Raw genomic sequence first — 19,871 nt, 5'->3', positions numbered from 1 at the left:
GATATAGCGGATAGCCCGACCGAAGCGTTTCCTGCAAGGTTTTAAAAACCTTGTAGGTATATAGCGAAGGTAACGCCCAAATAAAAATTACTTTTTGATTAACTATAAGATTTCTGCTTTCGCAGGAAATTAGGGGTCGACTGGTTTTGACAGCGAGATTAATTGAACGGTAAGCACGTCGTGTAATGGCATTGAAACACGTAAAAGGCTAGACCAAATTTTAAACGGCGAGAATAACTACGCTTTAGCTGCATAATTCGAATTATAGTAGAATTGGCCTAGGTACACAAGGTGTACAAGCTTTATGTCTCCAGAAAGCCTTGATTGACGGCGTTCTATTTTGAGGCATCGTAAATGTCAATATAGAAAAGGTGGTGCTTTGACGCCTTTTTGAAACTAAAGAAGCTAAGTTGTAAGTAGGTTGTTTGTAACCAGCTTATAATCGAAAACCCAAGAACAAAATAAACGTGTAGAAAGCTCTTTGGTTACTTGTTTGGACGAGAGTTCGATTCTCTCCGACTCCACATTTTCAGACCTGCTAACAGTTATAATTGTTGGCAGGTTTTTTTCTTCTTAAAAATGTTATTTTTTTACTAAAACTTAACATATCAAATAGTGCAATCCTTAAATTTGGAAAAAACTGTAATATGACTAATTCAAAAACCATTATTCCCTCAATCTTTGTATTATTTCTTCTATTAAATCTTAACCTTAATGCCCAAAAGAAAACCGAAACCAAAAAGGACTCTACGTTATCTGGATTAAAATTCAGAAGTATTGGTCCCGCATTTATGTCAGGAAGAATAGCAGATATTGTAATTAATCCAGACAATCAGAATATCTGGTATGTTGCTGTAGGATCTGGCGGCACATGGAAAACTGAAAACGCTGGTACTACGTGGACACCACTTACGGACAAGCAACCGTTTTATTCTACTGGCTGTATAACACTTGACCCCAATAATTCTAATACTGTTTGGTTAGGTACCGGCGAAAATGTTGGTGGACGACATATAGGCATTGGCCATGGTATTTACGTGAGTTATGACGGCGGAAAAACATGGAAAAACAAAGGCTTAAAGAAGTCGGAGCATATTTCAAAAATTATAGTGAATCCAAAAAACTCTAATGAAATTTGGGTTGCTGCGCAAGGTCCTTTATGGAGTTCAGGTGGAGAGCGCGGTTTATATAAAACAACAGATGGTGGTGATACTTGGAGATTAGTATTGAGTGATAATGAATGGACAGGTGTTACTGACATTGTAATGGACCCTAGAAATGAAAATGTGCTTTATGCTGCCACTTGGCAACGCCACAGAAATGTTGCGGCATATATGGGAGGTGGCCCAGGAACCGCAATTTATAAAAGTATAGATAGTGGTGAAACTTGGAATAAATTGACCACGGGATTGCCAAAAAGTGATATGGGTAAAATAGGTTTGGCCATCTCACCGATAAATCCAGACGTCATTTATGCTGCTATAGAATTAGATCGTCGTACCGGAGGTATTTACAGATCGGATAATCAAGGAGGAAGTTGGACCAAAATGTCTAACACTGTTTCTGGTGCTACAGGTCCTCATTATTATCAAGAATTAATCGCTTCACCTCATCAATTTGATAAACTGTATTTGATGGATGTACGGACACAAGTTTCTGAAGATGGCGGAAAGACATTCTACATCATGAGCGAAAAGGATAAACATTCTGACAACCATTCGTTGACTTTTAAGGCTGATGACCCAAACTATATGCTGATTGGAACAGACGGTGGAATTTATGAATCGTTTGACGGTTCTAAAACGTGGAGATATGTTAACAATTTACCCCTTACACAGTTTTATAAGGTAGCTGTTGATGATGCAACACCTTTTTACAATGTTTATGGAGGCACTCAAGACAATAACACACAAGGCGGGCCATCAAGGACTTTTAGAACTAATGGGATTACAAATTCTGATTGGTTTGTTGTTTTAGGAGGTGATGGTCACCAACCTGCCACAGAACCAGGAAATCCAGACATTATGTATGCTCAATCCCAACAAGGGTATTTGAATAGAATTGATAGAACAACTGGTGAAGCCACTTTTATTAGACCGCAGGAAGGTATTGATGAGCCTTATGAGCGTAATAATTGGGATTCTCCAATTTTGGTAAGTCATCATGATCCAAAACGACTTTATTTCGGGACTCAGCGCGTTTGGAGATCGGATGATAGAGGTGATAGCTGGACAACCATTTCAAAAGATTTAACCAAAAACGAAGAACGTCTTACCCTTCCTATTATGGGCAAACAGCAAAGTTGGGATGCGGCTTGGGATGTTTACGCTATGTCAACCTATAACACTATTACCTCGTTAGCAGAATCTCCTAAAGATGAAAATGTACTTTATGCCGGAACAGATGACGGTATTATTCAATATACTAAAAATGGGGGTAGTTCTTGGACAAAATTAATGGTTGGTAGTTTACCCAATGTCCCTGAAACGGCTTTTGTAAATGATATTAAGGCTGATTTGCATGATGTAAACACTGCTTATGTGGCACTTGACAATCATAAGTTTGGAGATTATAAACCTTATTTGTTAAAGACTTCAAATGGTGGCAAAACTTGGACTTCTATTACCAATGGTCTACCTAAAAACACTTTAGTTTGGCGTATTGTACAAGATCATGTAGATCCTAACTTGATGTTTTTAGCTACGGAATACGGAATCTACGTTTCTCTTAATCAAGGAGGAAAATGGACTAAATTTTCTGAAGGTTTACCAACAATTTCATTTAGAGACCTAGCGATTCAAAAACGAGAAAATGACCTTGTTGCAGCATCCTTTGGTAGAGGGTTTTATGTGTTGGATGATTATAGCCCTTTACGAAACTTGAACCAGAATTCGTTTTCAACAGCGATGCTTTTCAAACCAAGAAAAGCGTTACAGTACAAACCGGTAAGTGGCGGAACGTCTAGTCAAGGCGCTTCATTCTTTACAGCCAAAAATCCAGATTATGGTGCGGTATTCACTTACTATTTACCTGAAGGTTTTAAGAGTATAAAGTCTGAACGCCAAGAAAAAGAAAAACAATTGAAGAAAGAAAATAAAGATATTCCTTTCCCAGGATGGGATGCCTTGGATGAAGAGAAAAATGAAGATGGCGCTTCGATTATATTAGCAATAAAAGACAGCGAAGGTAATTTTATTACCAGAATTAATGCGCCTTATAAAAAAGGATTTAATCGTGTTGCTTGGAATTTGAAAGTCCCCAACATAACTTCGCTAAATGTAGATAGAATATCAGATAAACCATCTGAATATTATTATAATTTATTCGCAGATGAAGGTACGTATTCCGTATCTATGTTTTCTGAAATAAATGGTGTGGTTGCACAATTATCAAAGCCTCAAACGTTTGAAGTTGTTAGAATAAGAGAAAATGTTCTAGATAATCCTGTTGAAAGTAAAATAGACGCTTACTTAAAAGATTACAAATCCTTTAAAGCTGATTTTGAATCTAACTTAGAACAGTTCAATACTGCATCCAAAAAGATTGAAGCTTTTGATAAAGCTCTAGTTTATTCAATGACTGAACCTGGGGCTTTAGAAAAAAACATTAGTGATTTAAAAAGGGACATTTACAAGCTTAAGCAATTACTTAATGGTAACGCTTCGAAAAAAGAAGTACAAGAAAAAGATGTACAATCTATTGCTTCTAGATTATCAGTCGCAGCACGTGGCTTTAGTACTACATATGGACCAACAAAAACACATATGGAAAGTTTAGAAAAAGCAAAAGCGCTTTTTTATAAAGTAAAACCAAGGCTTAATAAAATTATTGAAATAGAAGTTCCTAAAATTGAAAAAGCCTTGTTAGATGCTGGAGTTCCACAAATCTTAGATTAGTTTTTTAATCGCTAGAAAAGATTTTTTCCATCAAAAACAAAACCCTCGAGCTTAATTGACCGAGGGTTTTGCTTATCATAAATTGTGGTTTATTTTACACACTTTAACTTATCCATAAAGAACTCTTTATAAACTATATCGGTTATTTGTAAAGTATCCTCTGTACCTCTTAGTAAAACGGATTTTATTGGAGAACTTGTTAAACTAGCTATTTTTCCGTTATCTAAGTTGGCCTTAAACAGAAAACCTCCACATTCAATATCCCATGAGTGGTAAAAGGAGACTACCTGTCCATTTTCTAGAGTAACCTTTACGCTTGAACGTTGGTTAGGCAAGTAACTGGCACATCCTAAATTATATTTAGATAAATTAAAAAATACATTTTTCTTTGAACCTTGTTTATACAATTCAACAGTTAAATTCTCAGCGATACTGTACTCTATGGTTCTTATAGTTGTTATGTTATAAAATCTATCGTACTCATTAATTTGATAATGACAAGAGTCTCTAAATTTTAATCTTTCGCTAGCCTCTTTTCGTCGCTTTTCTAAATCTCGTTTGGTATTTTGGTTTTTCAATACAGTTTCCGCCTTTCTTGAAACATTTACCAACCTACGCTCTTCATCAGCTTTAATTTTTGCGATTGAATCTCTTAGGCGGTTTTCTTTTAGCTCTTCCAGTTGCTTTCTGGCTAATTCTAATTCAGTTGCAAGTTTTTGCTTCTCTAATTCTTTTACCCTAGCAATTGAATCTAATTTACGCTTAGCCTCTAATGCCTCTTGTCTTTGTCGCTCAAGTGCCTTTTGTAATTCTAACTGTCGCTTAGCTTCTGCTTTTTTCAGATCTGCTATGGAGTCCGATCTCTTCTTTTCATTCAAGGCTGCTAAACGCTGACGTTCCAGATCTCTTTTGGCTTCTGCTTCAGCCTGGGCAATCGAATCCAACCTACGTTGTTCTTTTAAAGCTTCGGCACGCTTTCTGGCCTCTTCTTTCTCCCGTTCAATACTATTTAATTCTTCTTGTACCTGCGCTATGGAGTCCAGTCTTTTCTTTTCCTTTAAAGCTGCTAAACGTTGACGTTCCAGATCTCTTTGACGTTCAAGATCTCTTTTAGCCTCTGCTTCAGCCTTGGCTATCGAGTCCAACCTGCGTTGTTCTTTGAAAGCCTCGGCATGCTTTCTGGCCTCTTCTTTCTCCCGTTCAATACTATTTAATTCTTCTTGTACCTGCGCTATGGAGTCCAGTCTTTTCTTTTCCTTTAAAGCTGCTAAACGTTGACGTTCCAGATCTCTTTTGGCCTCTGCTTCAGCCTTGGCTATCGAGTCCAACCTGCGTTGTTCTTTGAAAGCCTCGGCATGCTTTCTGGCCTCTTCTTTCTCCCGTTCGATACGCTTTAATTCTTCTTGTACCTGCGCTATGGAGTCTAGTCTTTTCTTTTCCTTTAAAGCTGCTAGACGTTGACGCTCTAACTCTCGCTGACGTTCCAGATCTCTTTGGCGTTCCAGCTCCTTAACACGTTTCGTTTCTTCAACCTTTGCAATAGAATCTTTGATCCGCTTTTCCCTTAATTCTTTTGCTCGTTGAATTGCCAATGCTTTTTGTCTCTTAGCCTCTTCAATTTTAGCAATAGAGTCTCTTATTCTTTTCTCTTTCTCTTCAACGATATCGCGTATTTTTTTCTGTCTACTTTCCTCTTCTTCAATAAGTTTTTGCATTTCCCGTTCTTCATAGTCATAGAATAGATCCATCATCTCATCAGTAATATCAAGAAACTCATCACCTACGTAACCTAATACGTCATCATATTTAACCTTGTACGTATTCTGACCAGAGTATTCTAAAACAATACACTTTTGATTTCTTTTAAATTGGATAATTACTGAGGAATTAGCATCAACACTTTTATGAATACTCCCACTTTCAACAAATTTGGTCTTCACAACCTCGTCTTGAGCGTAGACACTAATCGAGGCAATAGATAGTACTATAAATAGTATATAATGTTTCACTTTACGATTTGGGTTTTCTTTATAACGATTTAACATTCTTGTAAAATGCAAAATACAAAGATTAAAATAAAAAAAAATGATTGGCTTGACCAAAAAAAAGCTATCAATCACTATTTTACGGTGACTAATAGCCTTTCAATGCTATTTTATCGGATGAATCTGCAGTTTAGAATGTCTAAATAATTCTACTTTCGTACTGCTTTTACAATGGCAAGTGCATTTTTTACATCCTGCTCCAACTTAGCGTAATCTTTATTCGCAATAATCTCTTTTGATATTAGTTTTGACCCCATTCCAACACATGTTACACCTGCATCAAACCATGCTTTTAGGTTTTCTTCTGTTGGGGAAACACCACCTGTTGGCATAATTGACGTCCATTGTTGTGGTCCTTTTATGCCTTTAACAAACTGGGGGCCATAAATATCTCCAGGGAAAAGCTTTACAATTTCGCATCCCAATTCTTCGGCTTTTGTAATTTCAGTAAGTGTACCACAGCCTGGTGACCAAAGTACTTTTCTTCTATTACAAACAATTGCAATATCTTCCCTTAGCACAGGAGTTACCACAAAGTTTGCCCCTAAGGTCATATATAATGACGCTTGTCCCGCATCAGTAACGGAACCCACTCCCATAATCATTCCAGGCAATTCTGCTATGGCATATTTAGTTAATTCCCCAAAAACTTCGTGTGCAAAATCACCACGAGCTGTGAATTCCATTAAACGTGCACCACCATCATAACAAGCCTTTAATACTTTTTTACTTAACTCTATATCTTGATTAAAAAACAAAGGAATCATCCCTGTTTCTTTCATTGCTGTTGCAACTTCTATCCTTGTAAATTGTGCCATTTTATAAATGTTTAATTGTTGGTTTGTGTAGTTGTTGACCTGTTAAACCACATAAGCGTTTCAACAGGTAAACAATTAACAACTTTTTTATCTTGCTACACGACCTGATGCGTCTCCGCTCATTAGTTTCTTTACTTCATCAATGGTAGACAAGTTAGCGTCGCCCTTAATAGTGTGTTTTAAACAAGAAGCTGCTACAGCAAAGTTTAAAGCCTTTTGATCGTCTCCTTCATACTCAATCAAACCATAGATTAAACCACCCATAAAGCTATCGCCACCACCAACACGGTCAACAATATCGGTAATTTGATATTGAGGTGATTCGAACAAAGTCTCACCGTCATATAACACACCTGCCCACGTATTATGAGATGCAGATATAGAACCTCTTAAGGTAGTAATCACTTTTTTAGCACGAGGAAATTTCTTCAACATTTGGTCACAAACAGATAAAAATGCAGCTCCTTTCACATGTTCGCCTTGTGTAGTGATGTCTAAGCCTTCAGGTTTAATACCAAAATGTTTTTCAGCATCTTCTTCATTCCCTAAAATTATATCACAGTAAGACGTTAATTCTGTCATTACAGTTTCTCTGTGTGCTTCATCACAATATTTCCAGAGTTTTTGACGATAATTTAAATCTGTAGAAATGGTTAAGCCTTTCGCACTTGCAATCTTTATGGCTTCAAGACAAGCATCTGCAGCACCTTGAGAAACTGCAGGAGTAATACCCGTCCAGTGAAACCAAGTAGCTCCTTCAAATGCAGCATCCCAATCTACCATACCTGCTTTAATCTCAGCTAGGGCAGAATGTGCGCGGTCATAAACCACTTTACTACCACGGTTAACAGCACCTGTTTCTAGAAAATAAATACCTAAGCGGTCTCCGCCCCATACTATCTTATCAGTTCCTACACCTCTTTTGCGCATTTCCATTAGCGCACACTCTCCAATATCATTTTTAGGTAAACGTGTTACAAAATCAACAGGAACCCCATAATTTGCCAATGATACTGCTACATTACTTTCTCCTCCTCCATAAATTACATCAAATGATGTTGATTGTGAAAATCTTAAAAATCCGTGTGGAGCTAATCTTAACATGATTTCTCCAAATGTTACTACTTTTGCCATTGTACTTAATTAATATTATTTACTTTTTAAACTGCTCTATCGTTTGAACAAATTAAAACCTAAATAAAACAAGCTCAATATTCTTTTAACACAATGAAATATAAATGATTATAATATCAATTATATATTAGGAAAGTATTGAATTAGTTTAAGATGGTTTAGTTGTAATTTTAAACAAAAACGTTATATTTGTTCAAACGTTGGAACAAAAGTAAATAAAAATTGGCACATAAAAAAAAATCGACCATAAAAGATATTGCTAATGTTTTAGGTATCACACCTTCTGCTGTTTCAAAAGCGCTAAATAATCACCCCAGAATAAGCAAAAAAACTAAAAAAGCTGTTTTACAAGTTGCCGAGAATCTTAACTATCAACCCAATCACATAGCCACTGCTCTTAGGAAAGGAAAAAGTAATTTGGTTGGTGTTATTATACCCAGAGCCAACAGTAATTTCTTTTCTTCGGTAATAGAGAAAATAGAAGAAGTTTTAAATAAAAAGGGTTACAATGTCATCATTACACAGTCTAATGAATCTTATGAAAAGGAATGCAAAAATATTGAAGCGCTTCTATTTACGCAGGTAGATGGTATTATTGCTTCCATGGCCAATGAAACCGTAAAACTTGATTACTATAATAAGATAAAACAAAAAGGCATTCCTCTTATATTATTTGATAGAGGTGAAAACGACCTTAATGTTGATTACGTTGGTATTGATGATTATATGAGTAGCCATATTGTAATAGACCATCTTGTAGAGCAAGGCTGTAAACGCATTGCCCATATTGGTGGTTTTAGCCATACCAGAATATATAAAAATAGGATTAGAGGATATTTTGACGCTTTAAAAAAGCACAATCTACCTTTTGAAGACAATTTAATTTATGAATGTAATTTAAGGCAAAGTGACGGCAGGGACATTATGAAGAAAATAATACACCTTCCTGATAGACCTGACGGTATTTATGTATCAAGTGATTATGCTGCTTTGGGAGCGCTAGAAGTTATGAAAGAAAATAACATAAGAGTTCCCGAGGATATAGCCTTAGTTGGCTTTGGTAACGAACCCTTTTCAGCAATTGCTACACCTGCTATTTCTTCCGTTGAACAGCAGAGCAAAAGTATTGGGGAGCTCGCTGCGAAAACCTTTTTAAAAAGAATATCAAAACCTCTAGAAAAGGTAACTCTCAATAAAATGATTTTAGATACTCAACTTATCGAAAGAACTTCTTCTCAAAGAAAATAAAAAAGACACCCGTTTTGAGTGCCTTTAATTATTTTTTTAATGCATTTGTTTTAACTTGCGTGTTGCTTTTGCTCAATGCGTTCTTTCATTTTTTCTACCTTCTTTTGATCTTTAGTAGCTCCTTGAAGGTTTACTTTCTCAAGCCTATTTAATTCTAATCTAATTTCTTCACTACGTTTTTTAAGCTTTTCTAGCTTTTCTTCTCTAGCTTTTTGACGCGCAAGACGCTCTTCCTTCTTAATAGCTTCAATACGCTCTATTTCTAGTTGCTGCTTTTTAAGTTTTCTTTTTTCTAAAGCTACAGTACCGTAGGCATATCCATACATGCTTAAAAACAACAATGCTATCAATCCTAATATGAGTAAGCCATTTTCCATAATTCTAATCTTTGAGGGTAAAAATTATTAAAATCTCAAAATGCCATGTTGTTGCACTTAAAATTTTGATTAAAATTAGGTAAAAGAAGTACTTGACTAAAAATAAAAAAGGTGAAGTGCTTAAAAAAAAGGTAAAAGTTAAAAAAGCTCTAACTAATGAGATTAAGTTAGAGCTTTCTAGGATTATATAACTTGTTTTATTTGCCCGTCATGTAAGCATTGTAATTCCATATTTCATCCCATGAGTTAGAAAAACTTTCTTCTCCTAAATCAAGGAAGAACTCCCACTTTTCTTTGCCATGCACTTTTTCAAAAGTTTCTTTAAAATTATTGTCTTCTTCATCCATTTCTGCCCAATTCTTCATAAAGCCTACTGTAGCAATATGTCTTCCTAAATCACCTTGCCTAAATTCATTAACATAAACACCCCAAGGATTATCTCCATCCATTGCCTTTATGGTTTTGCTAACATAATCCAGAAATTGAAAAGCGCCTGGGATTTCGCCTTTTTTAATCTCATGATATCTAACAAAAATAACAGGTGTTTTAGAGATATCTCCATCCATCATTTCTAAATTAGATAGCTTACCATCCATTCTCCAAAATTCTACTGTTTCAATTTTTTTAATGAAAGGCATAACATTATCTCGCCAATCTTCATCATGACCATCATCTGATGGGCGCGTATCTAAATGCGTATAGGTCGTTGGTCCCATCATCCATATAAAACTGCCAGCATTTGGCCCTGTAGATATGTTATATACGATAGCTCTATGCGCTCCATCTTCATGATATTTTGCATTGTGAGATCGCATATTATCGCCCAATTTTTTCAAATCCTTGTAGTCTGGAGTTAACATTACACTTTCAAACATTGTATAATCCTGTGAATCATCTTGAGCATTAGACTTTAGGTTTGAGCCTAAAAACACAATGGCTAGTAACGGTAAAAAAACTAATTTTTTAATCATAATAAAACTATTTTGGTTGGTTAATAAACTATATAACTATTATATAGCGGTTGCTTATTAGTTAGGGTAATAGGGAAATATTAAAAAGGATAACCCAAATAGAATGTAAATACTATTGGTTGAGAGATCGAGAGATGAAGCTATTAAATATACAATATTTTACCATATTTCTTTAAGAACACCTAAAAGAATACTATTTTTTTATTCTTTCTCTATTTCAAAGTCTAGAGATTGCCATTTTAAAATACCTCCTTCTAATTGATATATAGAATCGAAGCCAACAGCTTTAAATACAGCTACACTTTTTGCGCTTCGTTTACCTGAGCGACAATAGATAAAAACTGGTGACTTTATTTGTAGTAATCTAAGACTGTCTTGAAAATTCTCAAAGAAGTAATTAATATTTATGGCATTTTTGATATGACCTGAATCAAATTCTTTCGAGGTCCTTACATCTATTAATTGGACATCCCCAGTTTGAATTTTACTTTTAAACGTTTCTGGTTTTAATACAACCGAATTAGCATCAGAAGAAATGCAGCCCGCCAAAGTAAATATAATTAAAAGTAGAATGAGACTGTATTTCATCTCAGACTTATGATTCAAAATCAACGACCTCACCTGTCCATTCTAGCATGCCACCCTCTAAATTATACGCGCTTTCAAAACCAAGTTGTTCCATAATTTTGCAAGCCTGACCACTTCGATTACCAGAACGACAATACACGTAATAGTTTTTAGATGTATCTAATTCTTCAATGGCACCAATAAATTCCTGTCCTTTATATATATCTAAATGAATAGCATTGGGTATAATCCCATCAGCAACTTCTTCATCTGTTCTTACATCCAGTACAACAGCATTGTCATCATTTGCTAGTTGTTCAGCCCATTCCTCTTGTGTTAAATCTTCCATTGTTAAATTGATTTTTGACAAAGTTAAAACTTCTTAAAAATATAGACGAAAAAAAATCCGGAGTATTACACTTCGGATTTATATCTGAATCTATATTAAATTTAAACTTTTATCGAGCAACCTATAGCCTTTGTCTTCTTAAGCGTAATTTCTTTTCCATCTATAAGGGCATCAACGGCATCCTCAAGATAGGTTTCCTTAACACCATCAGGGTTTCTTGAGCTGTCATCTATGGCACCAATATATTTTACAACCATGCCTTTCTTTGTTTTTTGAACTACATAATTATGTGGCGTTTTGGTTGCCCCAAATTTTGGATATACTTTTTGTCCCTCGTCAACTAAATAAGGAAAGGTAAATCCTTTTTCTTTAGCTCTTTGTTGCATTGCCTCAAAATTATCCCCAGTTTTAGTGTCTGGATTATTAGGATTTATTGCTATTACGGGATACCCTTTAGGTGCGTATTTTTTGTCTAAAGCAATAATTCGGTCTTCGTAAGCTATGGCATATGGGCATGTATTGCAGGTAAAGGTAATTATAAAGCCTTTTGCATCTTCGTAGTCTGCTAATGAAACATAATCTCCGTTAATATTCTTTAGTTTAAAATCTTCAATTACATCACCAACATCATAACCATCGTGAAATGTTGTACTATTTGTAAAAGCACTTGCAAAAAATGCGAATACCATAACCGGCATTAACTTAACTAGTTTTTTCATTACAGTTTATTTTAATTGTTTTACTTCTTGTTCTAATTCGTCATAAGTGAACGACTTTTCAAAAAACTTTCGTTCGCTTTTATTGTATAAAATTGTGGCAGGAATTGATCCAGACCAGGATTTATCTATCTCATTAATCCATTTGTTTTCATTATCATCATCTAAAACGATTACTCTACTTTTTAAATTTTTCTTTTGGATAAAGGGTTTTAATTTAGATTCATATACATGCGGAAAATCTAAACTCACTAAAATTACTTCAACGCCTTTATCTTTATATTCAGCATTTAACTTTTCAAAATAAGGCAACTCTTTTACACAAGGTCCACACCATGTTGCCCAAAAATTGATAACATAAGTTTTTCCATCAGTTTTATTTAAAAAGGTTTTAAAACCTTCAAAGTCATAAACTTCCAAATCAATTTTTGGTTCAACCGCTTTTTCTTCAATAGTTTCAATATTGGCAACAACCTCAGTAGTGGTTTTGTCCTTACAAGAAAAGGCAACAAATAAGATTACTAAACAGAGTTTCAACTTCATGCTTCAAATTATTTATCTAAAATTAAACATTACATCCTTAGCAACTTAGGGTTTAACAAATATTTAAACAATAAAAATTTAAGTAAATAATTTTACCTACATTTGTATATACAACAGTTATTGTATGAGGATTGAAGATATCTTAAAATTAAATGCTGACATCCCATTATCAAAAAGTGTTGTTGTAAATCTTTTATACACAACAGGAAAGATAAATAGTGTACTTAACAAAGTACTTAAACCCTACGAGATTTCATTACAACAATTTAATGTATTACGAATTTTAAGAGGGCAAAAAGGCAAATCTGCATCTTTAAGTGTTGTGCAGGACAGAATGATTAACAAGATGAGCAATACCACCAGATTGGTTGATAAGCTTATTAAGAAAGGATTAGTAAAAAAAGGAATAAATAATACTAATAGAAGAAAAATAGATATCAATATAACTATAGAGGGGTTGAATTTTCTAAAAGGTATTGATACATTGATTGACAGCAAGGAAGAAAAAATGGTAAGTTCTTTAACAGATGAAGAGGCTACCGAATTAATTAGATTATTAAGTAAAATAAGGTTAATAGCGAACTAACTCTCTCAACACTTAATAATCTCTTAAACTACCATATTTTTATGGTAGTTTTTTGTTTAAAAAAAGCAGTAAACAATTGTTTAATTGTGTTTTCATTTTTATATTTGACCCATAAACAAAGAAAAATGAATAAAAGTTTAAATAATACTTGGTGGTGGTGCTTTCGAAACTAACATTCGTGAAGTAACACCCTAGTATATTTAAAACTTAAAAATATCATAAAGGCTTGTCATTCACGACAAGCCTTTTTTTATATGAAACAAATGAAAAAATACAGCCTATATACACACCACAAACGTATCCTTACAGATACTATTACACCTGTTACAGTATATTATAAAATTCGTGATAAATACCCGAATAGTATTTTATTAGAAAGTGGCGATTATCATAAAAGTCAAAAAAACTTTTCATATATATGTTTCAACCCTATTGTAACAATAAAGGTGGAAAATGAAGTGATTTCAGAAACATTTCCTGATGGAAGTTCTAAGTCTATTGAAATAACGGATGATATAAATGTAGTTGATGAAATTTATAATTTCACTAAAAAGTTTGACACAAAATCAGAAGAAAATTTCAAATTCATCAACAATGGTATATTCGGTTATACAGCCTATGATGCAGTACGTTATTTTGAAGATATTCAGATAAGTAAAAAAGATGATTCAGTCGTTATACCAGATATGTATTATGCAGTGTATCAAAACATCATCGCTATAAACCATTTTAAAAACGAAGCCTATATTTTTGCGCATTGTTATGAAGGTGTTGAAAATAATATTGATGAGATAGATAAATTAATTAACGTTCAAAACTTTGCCTCTTATAAGTTCAGTTCCAAAGGAAACATCATGTCTAATTTGACAGATGATGAATTTAGAGCAAACGTAGATTTAGCTAAAAAACACTGCCAGCGTGGTGATGTGTTTCAACTTGTGCTATCAAGACGCTTTTCTCAGGAATTTACAGGTGACGAATTTAATATCTACCGTGCCCTTCGAAGCATTAACCCATCCCCTTACCTGTTTTATTTTGATTATGGTGATTTTAAAATTTTTGGAAGCTCTCCGGAAGCACAATTAATCGTAGAAGATGGTTTGGCAGAAATTCATCCTATAGCAGGAACATACAAAAGAACTGGAGATTATGAAAAAGACGAAATTTTAGCTGAAAACTTAAAAAATGACGACAAGGAAAATGCTGAACACGTCATGCTTGTAGACCTAGCAAGAAACGATTTAAGTCGCCATGGCAGCCAAGTAAAAGTAGAAACCTACCGCGAGGTACAGTTCTTCTCGCATGTTATCCATTTGGTAAGTAAAGTAACGGGGCAAAAACATGATACCACCTCAACCATGCAAGTTGTTGCAGACACCTTTCCAGCAGGAACATTAAGTGGAGCGCCAAAACATCGCGCCATGCAACTTATAGAAGATTACGAAAAAACGAGTAGAGCTTTTTACGGTGGTGCTATCGGTTTTATGGATTTTGATGGGAATTTTAACCACGCCATTATGATACGTACGTTTTTAAGTAAAGATTATAAATTGTTTTGGCAAGCTGGAGCAGGTTTGGTTTCCAAATCAAATAAAGAAGATGAGTTACAAGAAGTTTACAATAAGTTAGGCGCATTAACAAAAGCTATAACATTGGCAGAAGATATTTAAAGAAGCCCCACATAGCTTCCCCAAAGGGGAGGAATTTCACTCATTCTCAAAGAGTAGAGAGTAGAGAGTAGAGAGTAGAGAGTAGAGAGTAGAGAAAGTTGAATAAAAGTTTTGATATAAAATATAATTTAATAAAAAACCAACACCCAAATCAATTCGATAGAATTGACCGTCAAGGTGCAGAATAGATGAAGAAAAGCTCCGAGAACAGGAGAACGGTAGTTCGACGCGGAGTTTTCAAATCGGTTTTCTTCTGACAAGAAGAAAAATTCCTCAGCTTGATATGTTTTTTTGGTTCAGCTTCACTTGGTACTTTCGTTTAAAGCACGCTTTAAACTCAGTAATGCATCAAGGCAAAATGAACAGAAATAAAAAAAAAGTAGAACTTAAAAATATCCTGAAACAAGTTTAGGATGACAAAAAATGAGCAAAAAAGTATTAGTAATAGACAACTACGACAGTTTTACATACAACCTAGTACATTATCTAGAAGATTTAAATTGCGATGTAACCGTTTACAGAAACGATAAATTAGCACTAGAGGATGTAGAGGCTTTTGATAAAATAGTATTATCACCAGGTCCAGGCATTCCAGATGAGGCAGGCTTATTAAAACCCATCATTAAGAAGTATGCAGCTACTAAAAGTATTTTTGGTGTTTGTTTAGGTCAACAAGCCATTGGTGAAGTGTTTGGAGGTTCTTTAGTAAACTTAGATGATGTTTACCACGGCGTAGCTACAAATGTAACCATTAGTGTAGATGACGAATATATTTTTAAAGATTTAGATAAAAACATAGAAGTTGGACGTTACCATTCGTGGGTAGTAAGTCCAGATTTACCAGAAAGTTTGGAAGCTACATCGTATGATGCTAACGGTCAAGTCATGTCCCTTCGCCATAAAGAATATGATGTAAGAGGTGTACAATACCATCCAGAATCGGTATTAACACCAGACGGTAAAAAGATATTAGAGAATTGGGTTAATAATTAGTATGCAGTGTGCAATGGCAGTAGGCAGTGCTTACTCAAATAAATAAAAAAAGTAACTAACACAGTTCCCTCTCCTTTAGAGAGGGTTAGGCTTATGAAAGACATTTTAAACAGATTAATAAACCACGAAACGCTATCAACTGAGGAAGCGAAACAGGTTATTGTTAACATATCAAACGGTATGTATAACCCAAGCCAAATAGCATCTTTCCTTTCGGTGTATATGATGCGTAGCATTACTATTGAAGAATTAACAGGTTTTAGAAATGCACTCTTAGAACTTTGTCGTGCAATAGATTTAAAAGACTTTAATGCCATAGATATTGTAGGTACCGGAGGAGATGGTAAAAACACCTTCAATATTTCTACACTATCCGCTTTTATAACAGCAGGAGCTGGCGTGCATGTCGCTAAACATGGTAATTATGGCGTATCATCAACATCTGGTTCATCCAATGTTATGGAAAATCTAGGTGTAAAATTCTCTAATGACGAAGCCTTTTTAAAGCGTTGTTTAGATAAGGCAGGCATTTGTATTTTACATGCACCACTATTTCATCCAGCCATGAAAAACGTTGCTCCTATCCGTCGTGAATTAGGTGTAAAAACATTTTTCAATATGTTAGGCCCTTTGGTTAATCCTTCATTTCCAAAAAATCATGTACTTGGTGTTTTTAATTTAGAAGTATTGAGACTATACAGTTTTTTACTCCAAAACTCAGGACACCATTACAGCATTGTGTATGCCTTAGATGGCTATGATGAAATTTCATTAACAGGACAAGCTAAAATAATATCCAATCATTCTGAAAAATTGTTTGCACCAGAAGATTTAGGGCTTTCAAAAATAAAACAGGACGCCATATACGGAGGTGACAGGGTTGAAGATGCTGCCAAAATATTTGTAGACATTATAAGCGGAAAAGGCACCGAAGCGCAAAACAATGTGGTTTGCACTAATGCTGGATTAGCAATTGCTACGGCAAATCAAATATCACACCAAGAAGGTTTTGAAATGGCTAAGGAATGCTTGTTTTCTGGTAAAGCAAAAGAAAGTTTAGATAGATTAATAGAGTTAAGTAAATAAAAAATTAACAGTCGCAGTTATAGTTTTCAGTTGATGATTGTTATAAATACAAATTATGGATATCCTAAAAAAAATAGTAGTTGATAAGCATAAAGAAGTTAATTTTAAAAAAGAATTAATTCCAGTTCAAGCATTTGAAATGATGCCTTTTTTTGACAGAAAAACTATTTCACTATCAAAAAAGCTAAAAAAAAGCAATACGGGGATTATTGCAGAATTTAAAAGAAAATCGCCCTCAAAATCTATGATTAATGAAACTGCAAATATTGAAGACGTAGCCCTTGGGTATGAAGAAGCCGGAGCTTGTGGGATGTCTGTCCTTACAGATGAAAAATATTTTGGTGGAACAATGGACGATTTATTATTAGCAAGAGAAAACTGTAATCTTCCTTTATTGCGTAAAGAATTTATTATTGACGAATATCAAATTATTGAAGCTAAAGCCATCGGAGCCGATGTTATACTTTTAATTGCTGCAATTCTAACCAGAGATGAGATTAAACAATTCTCTGAGTTTGCTAAAAGTTTGCATCTAGATGTACTTTTAGAAGTGCATAATGAAGAAGAGTTACATAAATCTATAATGCCAAGTCTAGATATGCTGGGGGTAAACAACAGAAACTTAAAAACCTTTGAGGTAAGCTTAGATACTAGTAAAAAACTTAGCACTATTATTCCTGATGATTTTGTAAAAGTATCAGAAAGTGGCATTAGTAATATTGAAGCCATAAAAGAACTAAAACCATACGGCTATCAAGGATTTTTAATTGGGGAGAACTTTATGAAAACGGATAATCCAGGAGAAAGCGCAGAGGCTTTTATAAAAAGCCTCCTCTAGCTCCTCCGAAGGAGGAGAACGCTTACTCAGATGAAAAAAATATTATGAATAAAGAAGATAAAAATATTTCGCAACAAGTTCCCTCTCCTTTGGAGAGGGCTAGGGTGAGGCTTAAAGTTTGCGGTATGAAATACCAAGATAATATAGAAAGTATTGCAGCTTTAAAACCAGATTATCTCGGATTTATTTTTTATGAAAAAACACCGCGTCATTTCGATACTAAAATACCTGAGATTTCAGACAGTATCAAAAAAACTGGTGTTTTTGTAAATGCTGAAATAGGCACTATTGTTGAAAAAGTTAATGAGTTTAAACTAGATGCTGTACAACTACATGGTGAGGAATCGCCATATTTTTGCAGCATTCTACGTTCTACAAGTTTACTAAAAAGGCCTATTGAAATTATAAAAGTATTTTCAGTTAAAGACGGTTTTAACTTTGAGGTTTTAGAACCTTATGAGAATGTTTGTGATTATTACCTATTTGATACTAAAGGCAAACTTCCTGGTGGCAATGGGTATACCTTTGATTGGAGTTTATTAAACGATTACCCATCAACAAAACCTTTCTTTTTAAGTGGTGGCATAGGTTTAGACCAATTAGAAGATATTAAAGCGTTTAAACAAAGTGAAGCTTCAAAATACTGTTATGCTATTGATGTAAATAGTAAATTTGAAACAGAACCAGGATTTAAAAATAGTTCTATTTTAAGAGAATTCATTAATAAATTGCACAATAAAAAAACAATGAATTATAATGTAGATGAAAAAGGATACTATGGCGAGTTTGGAGGCGCTTACATCCCAGAAATGCTATACCCTAACGTAGAAGAGTTACGCCAAAACTACTTAAAAGTGATGGCAGAACCAGACTTTCAAAAAGAGTTCGATCAACTTTTAAAAGATTATGTTGGTAGACCGTCTCCGCTTTATTTTGCTAAGCGTCTTTCAGAAAAATACAATACTAAAATTTACCTAAAGCGTGAAGATTTAAACCATACGGGGGCACATAAAATAAACAATACCATCGGCCAAATTTTAATGGCAAAGCGTTTGGGCAAAACTAGAATTATTGCCGAAACAGGCGCTGGACAACATGGTGTAGCAACTGCTACCGTATGTGCACTTATGGGAATGGAATGTATTGTTTACATGGGAGAAATTGATATTGCTAGACAAGCACCCAACGTTGCTAGAATGAAAATGTTGGGAGCCAAAGTTGTTCCTGCGCTTTCAGGAAGCCGTACGCTTAAAGATGCTACCAATGAAGCTATTCGCGATTGGATTAACAATCCCGTAAACACGCATTACATTATTGGTTCTGCCATTGGCCCACACCCATATCCAGATATGGTAACGCGTTTTCAAGCGGTAATTTCAGAGGAAATAAAATGGCAATTAAAAGAACAAGAAGGACGTGAAAATCCTGATTATGTTGTGGCTTGTATTGGTGGTGGTAGTAACGCTGCTGGTACATACTATCATTATTTACATGAACCCGATGTGGGCATTATTGCTGTTGAAGCTGCTGGTTTAGGTATTGATTCTGGTGAAAGTGCAGCAACTTCTGTTTTGGGTAAAGAAGGTATTATACACGGTTGTAAAACCTTGTTAATGCAAACGGCAGATGGACAAATTACGGAGCCCTACTCCATTTCGGCTGGCTTAGATTATCCTGGTGTTGGTCCTATGCATGCGCATTTATCTAAAACAGGACGCGCAGAGTTTATGTCTATTACAGATAGTGATGCTATGGAGGCTGGCCTAGAATTATCTAAGTTAGAAGGTATTATTCCTGCTATTGAGACATCTCACGCCTTTGCTATTTTTAAACACAAAACCTTTAAGCCTGATGATGTAGTAGTTATGAGTTTATCTGGCCGTGGCGATAAAGATTTACAGAATTATATTGATTATTTTAAAATTTAGAATTTGGGCGTTACCCAAAGGGTCGGGCTTTCACGAGTCGCTCTCTGCGAGGAGCTCCAACAATCGCTCAATCCCTAACGCAGAATCAAACAACTGTCATTCCGCG

At 34.8% G+C, this 19,871-nt stretch carries 17 protein-coding genes, 1 other RNA gene and 1 pseudogene; 10 read left to right on the top strand and 9 right to left on the bottom strand.

Going from position 1 to position 19,871, the window contains the following annotated elements:
* Positions 1–132 precede the first annotated feature (132 nt).
* Positions 133–527: a transfer-messenger RNA gene (gene ssrA, locus AC1B0Z_RS14935) on the top strand.
* Between the two features lie 120 nt (positions 528–647).
* A complete protein-coding gene (locus tag AC1B0Z_RS14930) occupies positions 648–3,896 on the top strand; it encodes a WD40/YVTN/BNR-like repeat-containing protein (RefSeq protein WP_483792934.1) in 3,249 nt (1,082 codons plus the stop codon).
* Between the two features lie 89 nt (positions 3,897–3,985).
* On the opposite strand, the gene AC1B0Z_RS14925 is transcribed toward AC1B0Z_RS14930, so the two are convergent.
* From AC1B0Z_RS14925 to AC1B0Z_RS14915, 3 genes are all read right to left on the bottom strand, one after another.
* Positions 3,986–5,905: a hypothetical protein gene (locus AC1B0Z_RS14925; protein WP_483792933.1), complete on the bottom strand. Its 1,920-nt coding sequence runs from the start codon at positions 5,903–5,905 to the stop codon at positions 3,986–3,988.
* A 185-nt stretch (positions 5,906–6,090) separates the two neighbouring features.
* Positions 6,091–6,759: a bifunctional 4-hydroxy-2-oxoglutarate aldolase/2-dehydro-3-deoxy-phosphogluconate aldolase gene (locus tag AC1B0Z_RS14920; protein ID WP_483792932.1), complete on the bottom strand. Its 669-nt coding sequence runs from the start codon at positions 6,757–6,759 to the stop codon at positions 6,091–6,093.
* A gap of 87 nt (positions 6,760–6,846) precedes the next feature.
* A complete protein-coding gene (locus tag AC1B0Z_RS14915) occupies positions 6,847–7,893 on the bottom strand; it encodes a PfkB family carbohydrate kinase (protein WP_483792930.1) in 1,047 nt (348 codons plus the stop codon).
* A 222-nt stretch (positions 7,894–8,115) separates the two neighbouring features.
* Here AC1B0Z_RS14915 and AC1B0Z_RS14910 point away from each other — a divergent pair, with 222 nt between their 5' ends.
* Entirely contained in the window at positions 8,116–9,141 is a 1,026-nt protein-coding gene (locus tag AC1B0Z_RS14910) for a LacI family DNA-binding transcriptional regulator (protein ID WP_483792929.1), read from the top strand.
* Between the two features lie 50 nt (positions 9,142–9,191).
* Here the strand turns inward: AC1B0Z_RS14910 and AC1B0Z_RS14905 are convergent, their stop codons facing one another.
* From AC1B0Z_RS14905 to AC1B0Z_RS14880, 6 genes are all read right to left on the bottom strand, one after another.
* Positions 9,192–9,518 carry a hypothetical protein gene (locus AC1B0Z_RS14905; RefSeq protein WP_483792927.1) on the bottom strand — a complete coding sequence of 109 codons (327 nt, stop codon included), beginning with the start codon at positions 9,516–9,518 and terminating at the stop codon, positions 9,192–9,194.
* Between the two features lie 197 nt (positions 9,519–9,715).
* Positions 9,716–10,489, bottom strand: coding sequence for a hypothetical protein (locus tag AC1B0Z_RS14900; RefSeq protein WP_483792926.1), 774 nt, complete (start codon positions 10,487–10,489; stop codon positions 9,716–9,718).
* Positions 10,490–10,690: 201 nt separating this feature from the next.
* Positions 10,691–11,077, bottom strand: coding sequence for a rhodanese-like domain-containing protein (locus AC1B0Z_RS14895; RefSeq protein WP_483792925.1), 387 nt, complete (start codon positions 11,075–11,077; stop codon positions 10,691–10,693).
* A gap of 7 nt (positions 11,078–11,084) precedes the next feature.
* Positions 11,085–11,405, bottom strand: coding sequence for a rhodanese-like domain-containing protein (locus AC1B0Z_RS14890; RefSeq protein ID WP_483792923.1), 321 nt, complete (start codon positions 11,403–11,405; stop codon positions 11,085–11,087).
* A gap of 101 nt (positions 11,406–11,506) precedes the next feature.
* On the bottom strand, positions 11,507–12,124 hold the full coding sequence (locus tag AC1B0Z_RS14885; RefSeq protein WP_483792922.1) for a thioredoxin family protein: 618 nt from the start codon (positions 12,122–12,124) through the stop codon (positions 11,507–11,509).
* Between the two features lie 6 nt (positions 12,125–12,130).
* Positions 12,131–12,664, bottom strand: a complete 534-nt coding sequence (locus AC1B0Z_RS14880; protein ID WP_483792921.1) for a TlpA family protein disulfide reductase — start codon at positions 12,662–12,664, stop codon at positions 12,131–12,133.
* Between the two features lie 124 nt (positions 12,665–12,788).
* On the opposite strand from AC1B0Z_RS14880, the gene AC1B0Z_RS14875 reads away from it, so the two are divergent.
* From AC1B0Z_RS14875 to trpB, 7 genes and pseudogenes are all read left to right on the top strand, one after another.
* Positions 12,789–13,250: a MarR family winged helix-turn-helix transcriptional regulator gene (locus tag AC1B0Z_RS14875; RefSeq protein ID WP_483792920.1), complete on the top strand. Its 462-nt coding sequence runs from the start codon at positions 12,789–12,791 to the stop codon at positions 13,248–13,250.
* 263 nt (positions 13,251–13,513) lie between these two features.
* Entirely contained in the window at positions 13,514–14,920 is a 1,407-nt protein-coding gene (locus AC1B0Z_RS14870; protein WP_483792918.1) for an anthranilate synthase component I family protein, read from the top strand.
* A gap of 423 nt (positions 14,921–15,343) precedes the next feature.
* On the top strand, positions 15,344–15,913 hold the full coding sequence (locus AC1B0Z_RS14865) for an anthranilate synthase component II (protein ID WP_483792917.1): 570 nt from the start codon (positions 15,344–15,346) through the stop codon (positions 15,911–15,913).
* A 93-nt stretch (positions 15,914–16,006) separates the two neighbouring features.
* Positions 16,007–16,999, top strand: a complete 993-nt coding sequence (gene trpD / locus AC1B0Z_RS14860) for an anthranilate phosphoribosyltransferase (protein WP_483792915.1) — start codon at positions 16,007–16,009, stop codon at positions 16,997–16,999.
* Between the two features lie 55 nt (positions 17,000–17,054).
* Complete coding sequence (trpC, locus tag AC1B0Z_RS14855; protein ID WP_483792913.1) at positions 17,055–17,837, top strand: indole-3-glycerol phosphate synthase TrpC; 783 nt, start codon at positions 17,055–17,057, stop codon at positions 17,835–17,837.
* 44 nt (positions 17,838–17,881) lie between these two features.
* Positions 17,882–18,550 (top strand): annotated as a pseudogene (locus AC1B0Z_RS14850) (phosphoribosylanthranilate isomerase); the annotation flags it as partial.
* 33 nt (positions 18,551–18,583) lie between these two features.
* Entirely contained in the window at positions 18,584–19,765 is a 1,182-nt protein-coding gene (trpB, locus tag AC1B0Z_RS14845; protein ID WP_483795320.1) for a tryptophan synthase subunit beta, read from the top strand.
* Positions 19,766–19,871: the final 106 nt, after the last annotated feature.

The organism is Hyunsoonleella sp. J2K-J805 (assembly GCF_057167125.1).
Note: the sequence above shows the minus strand (reverse complement) of the source record. Positions and strands in the feature narration are given on the sequence as shown.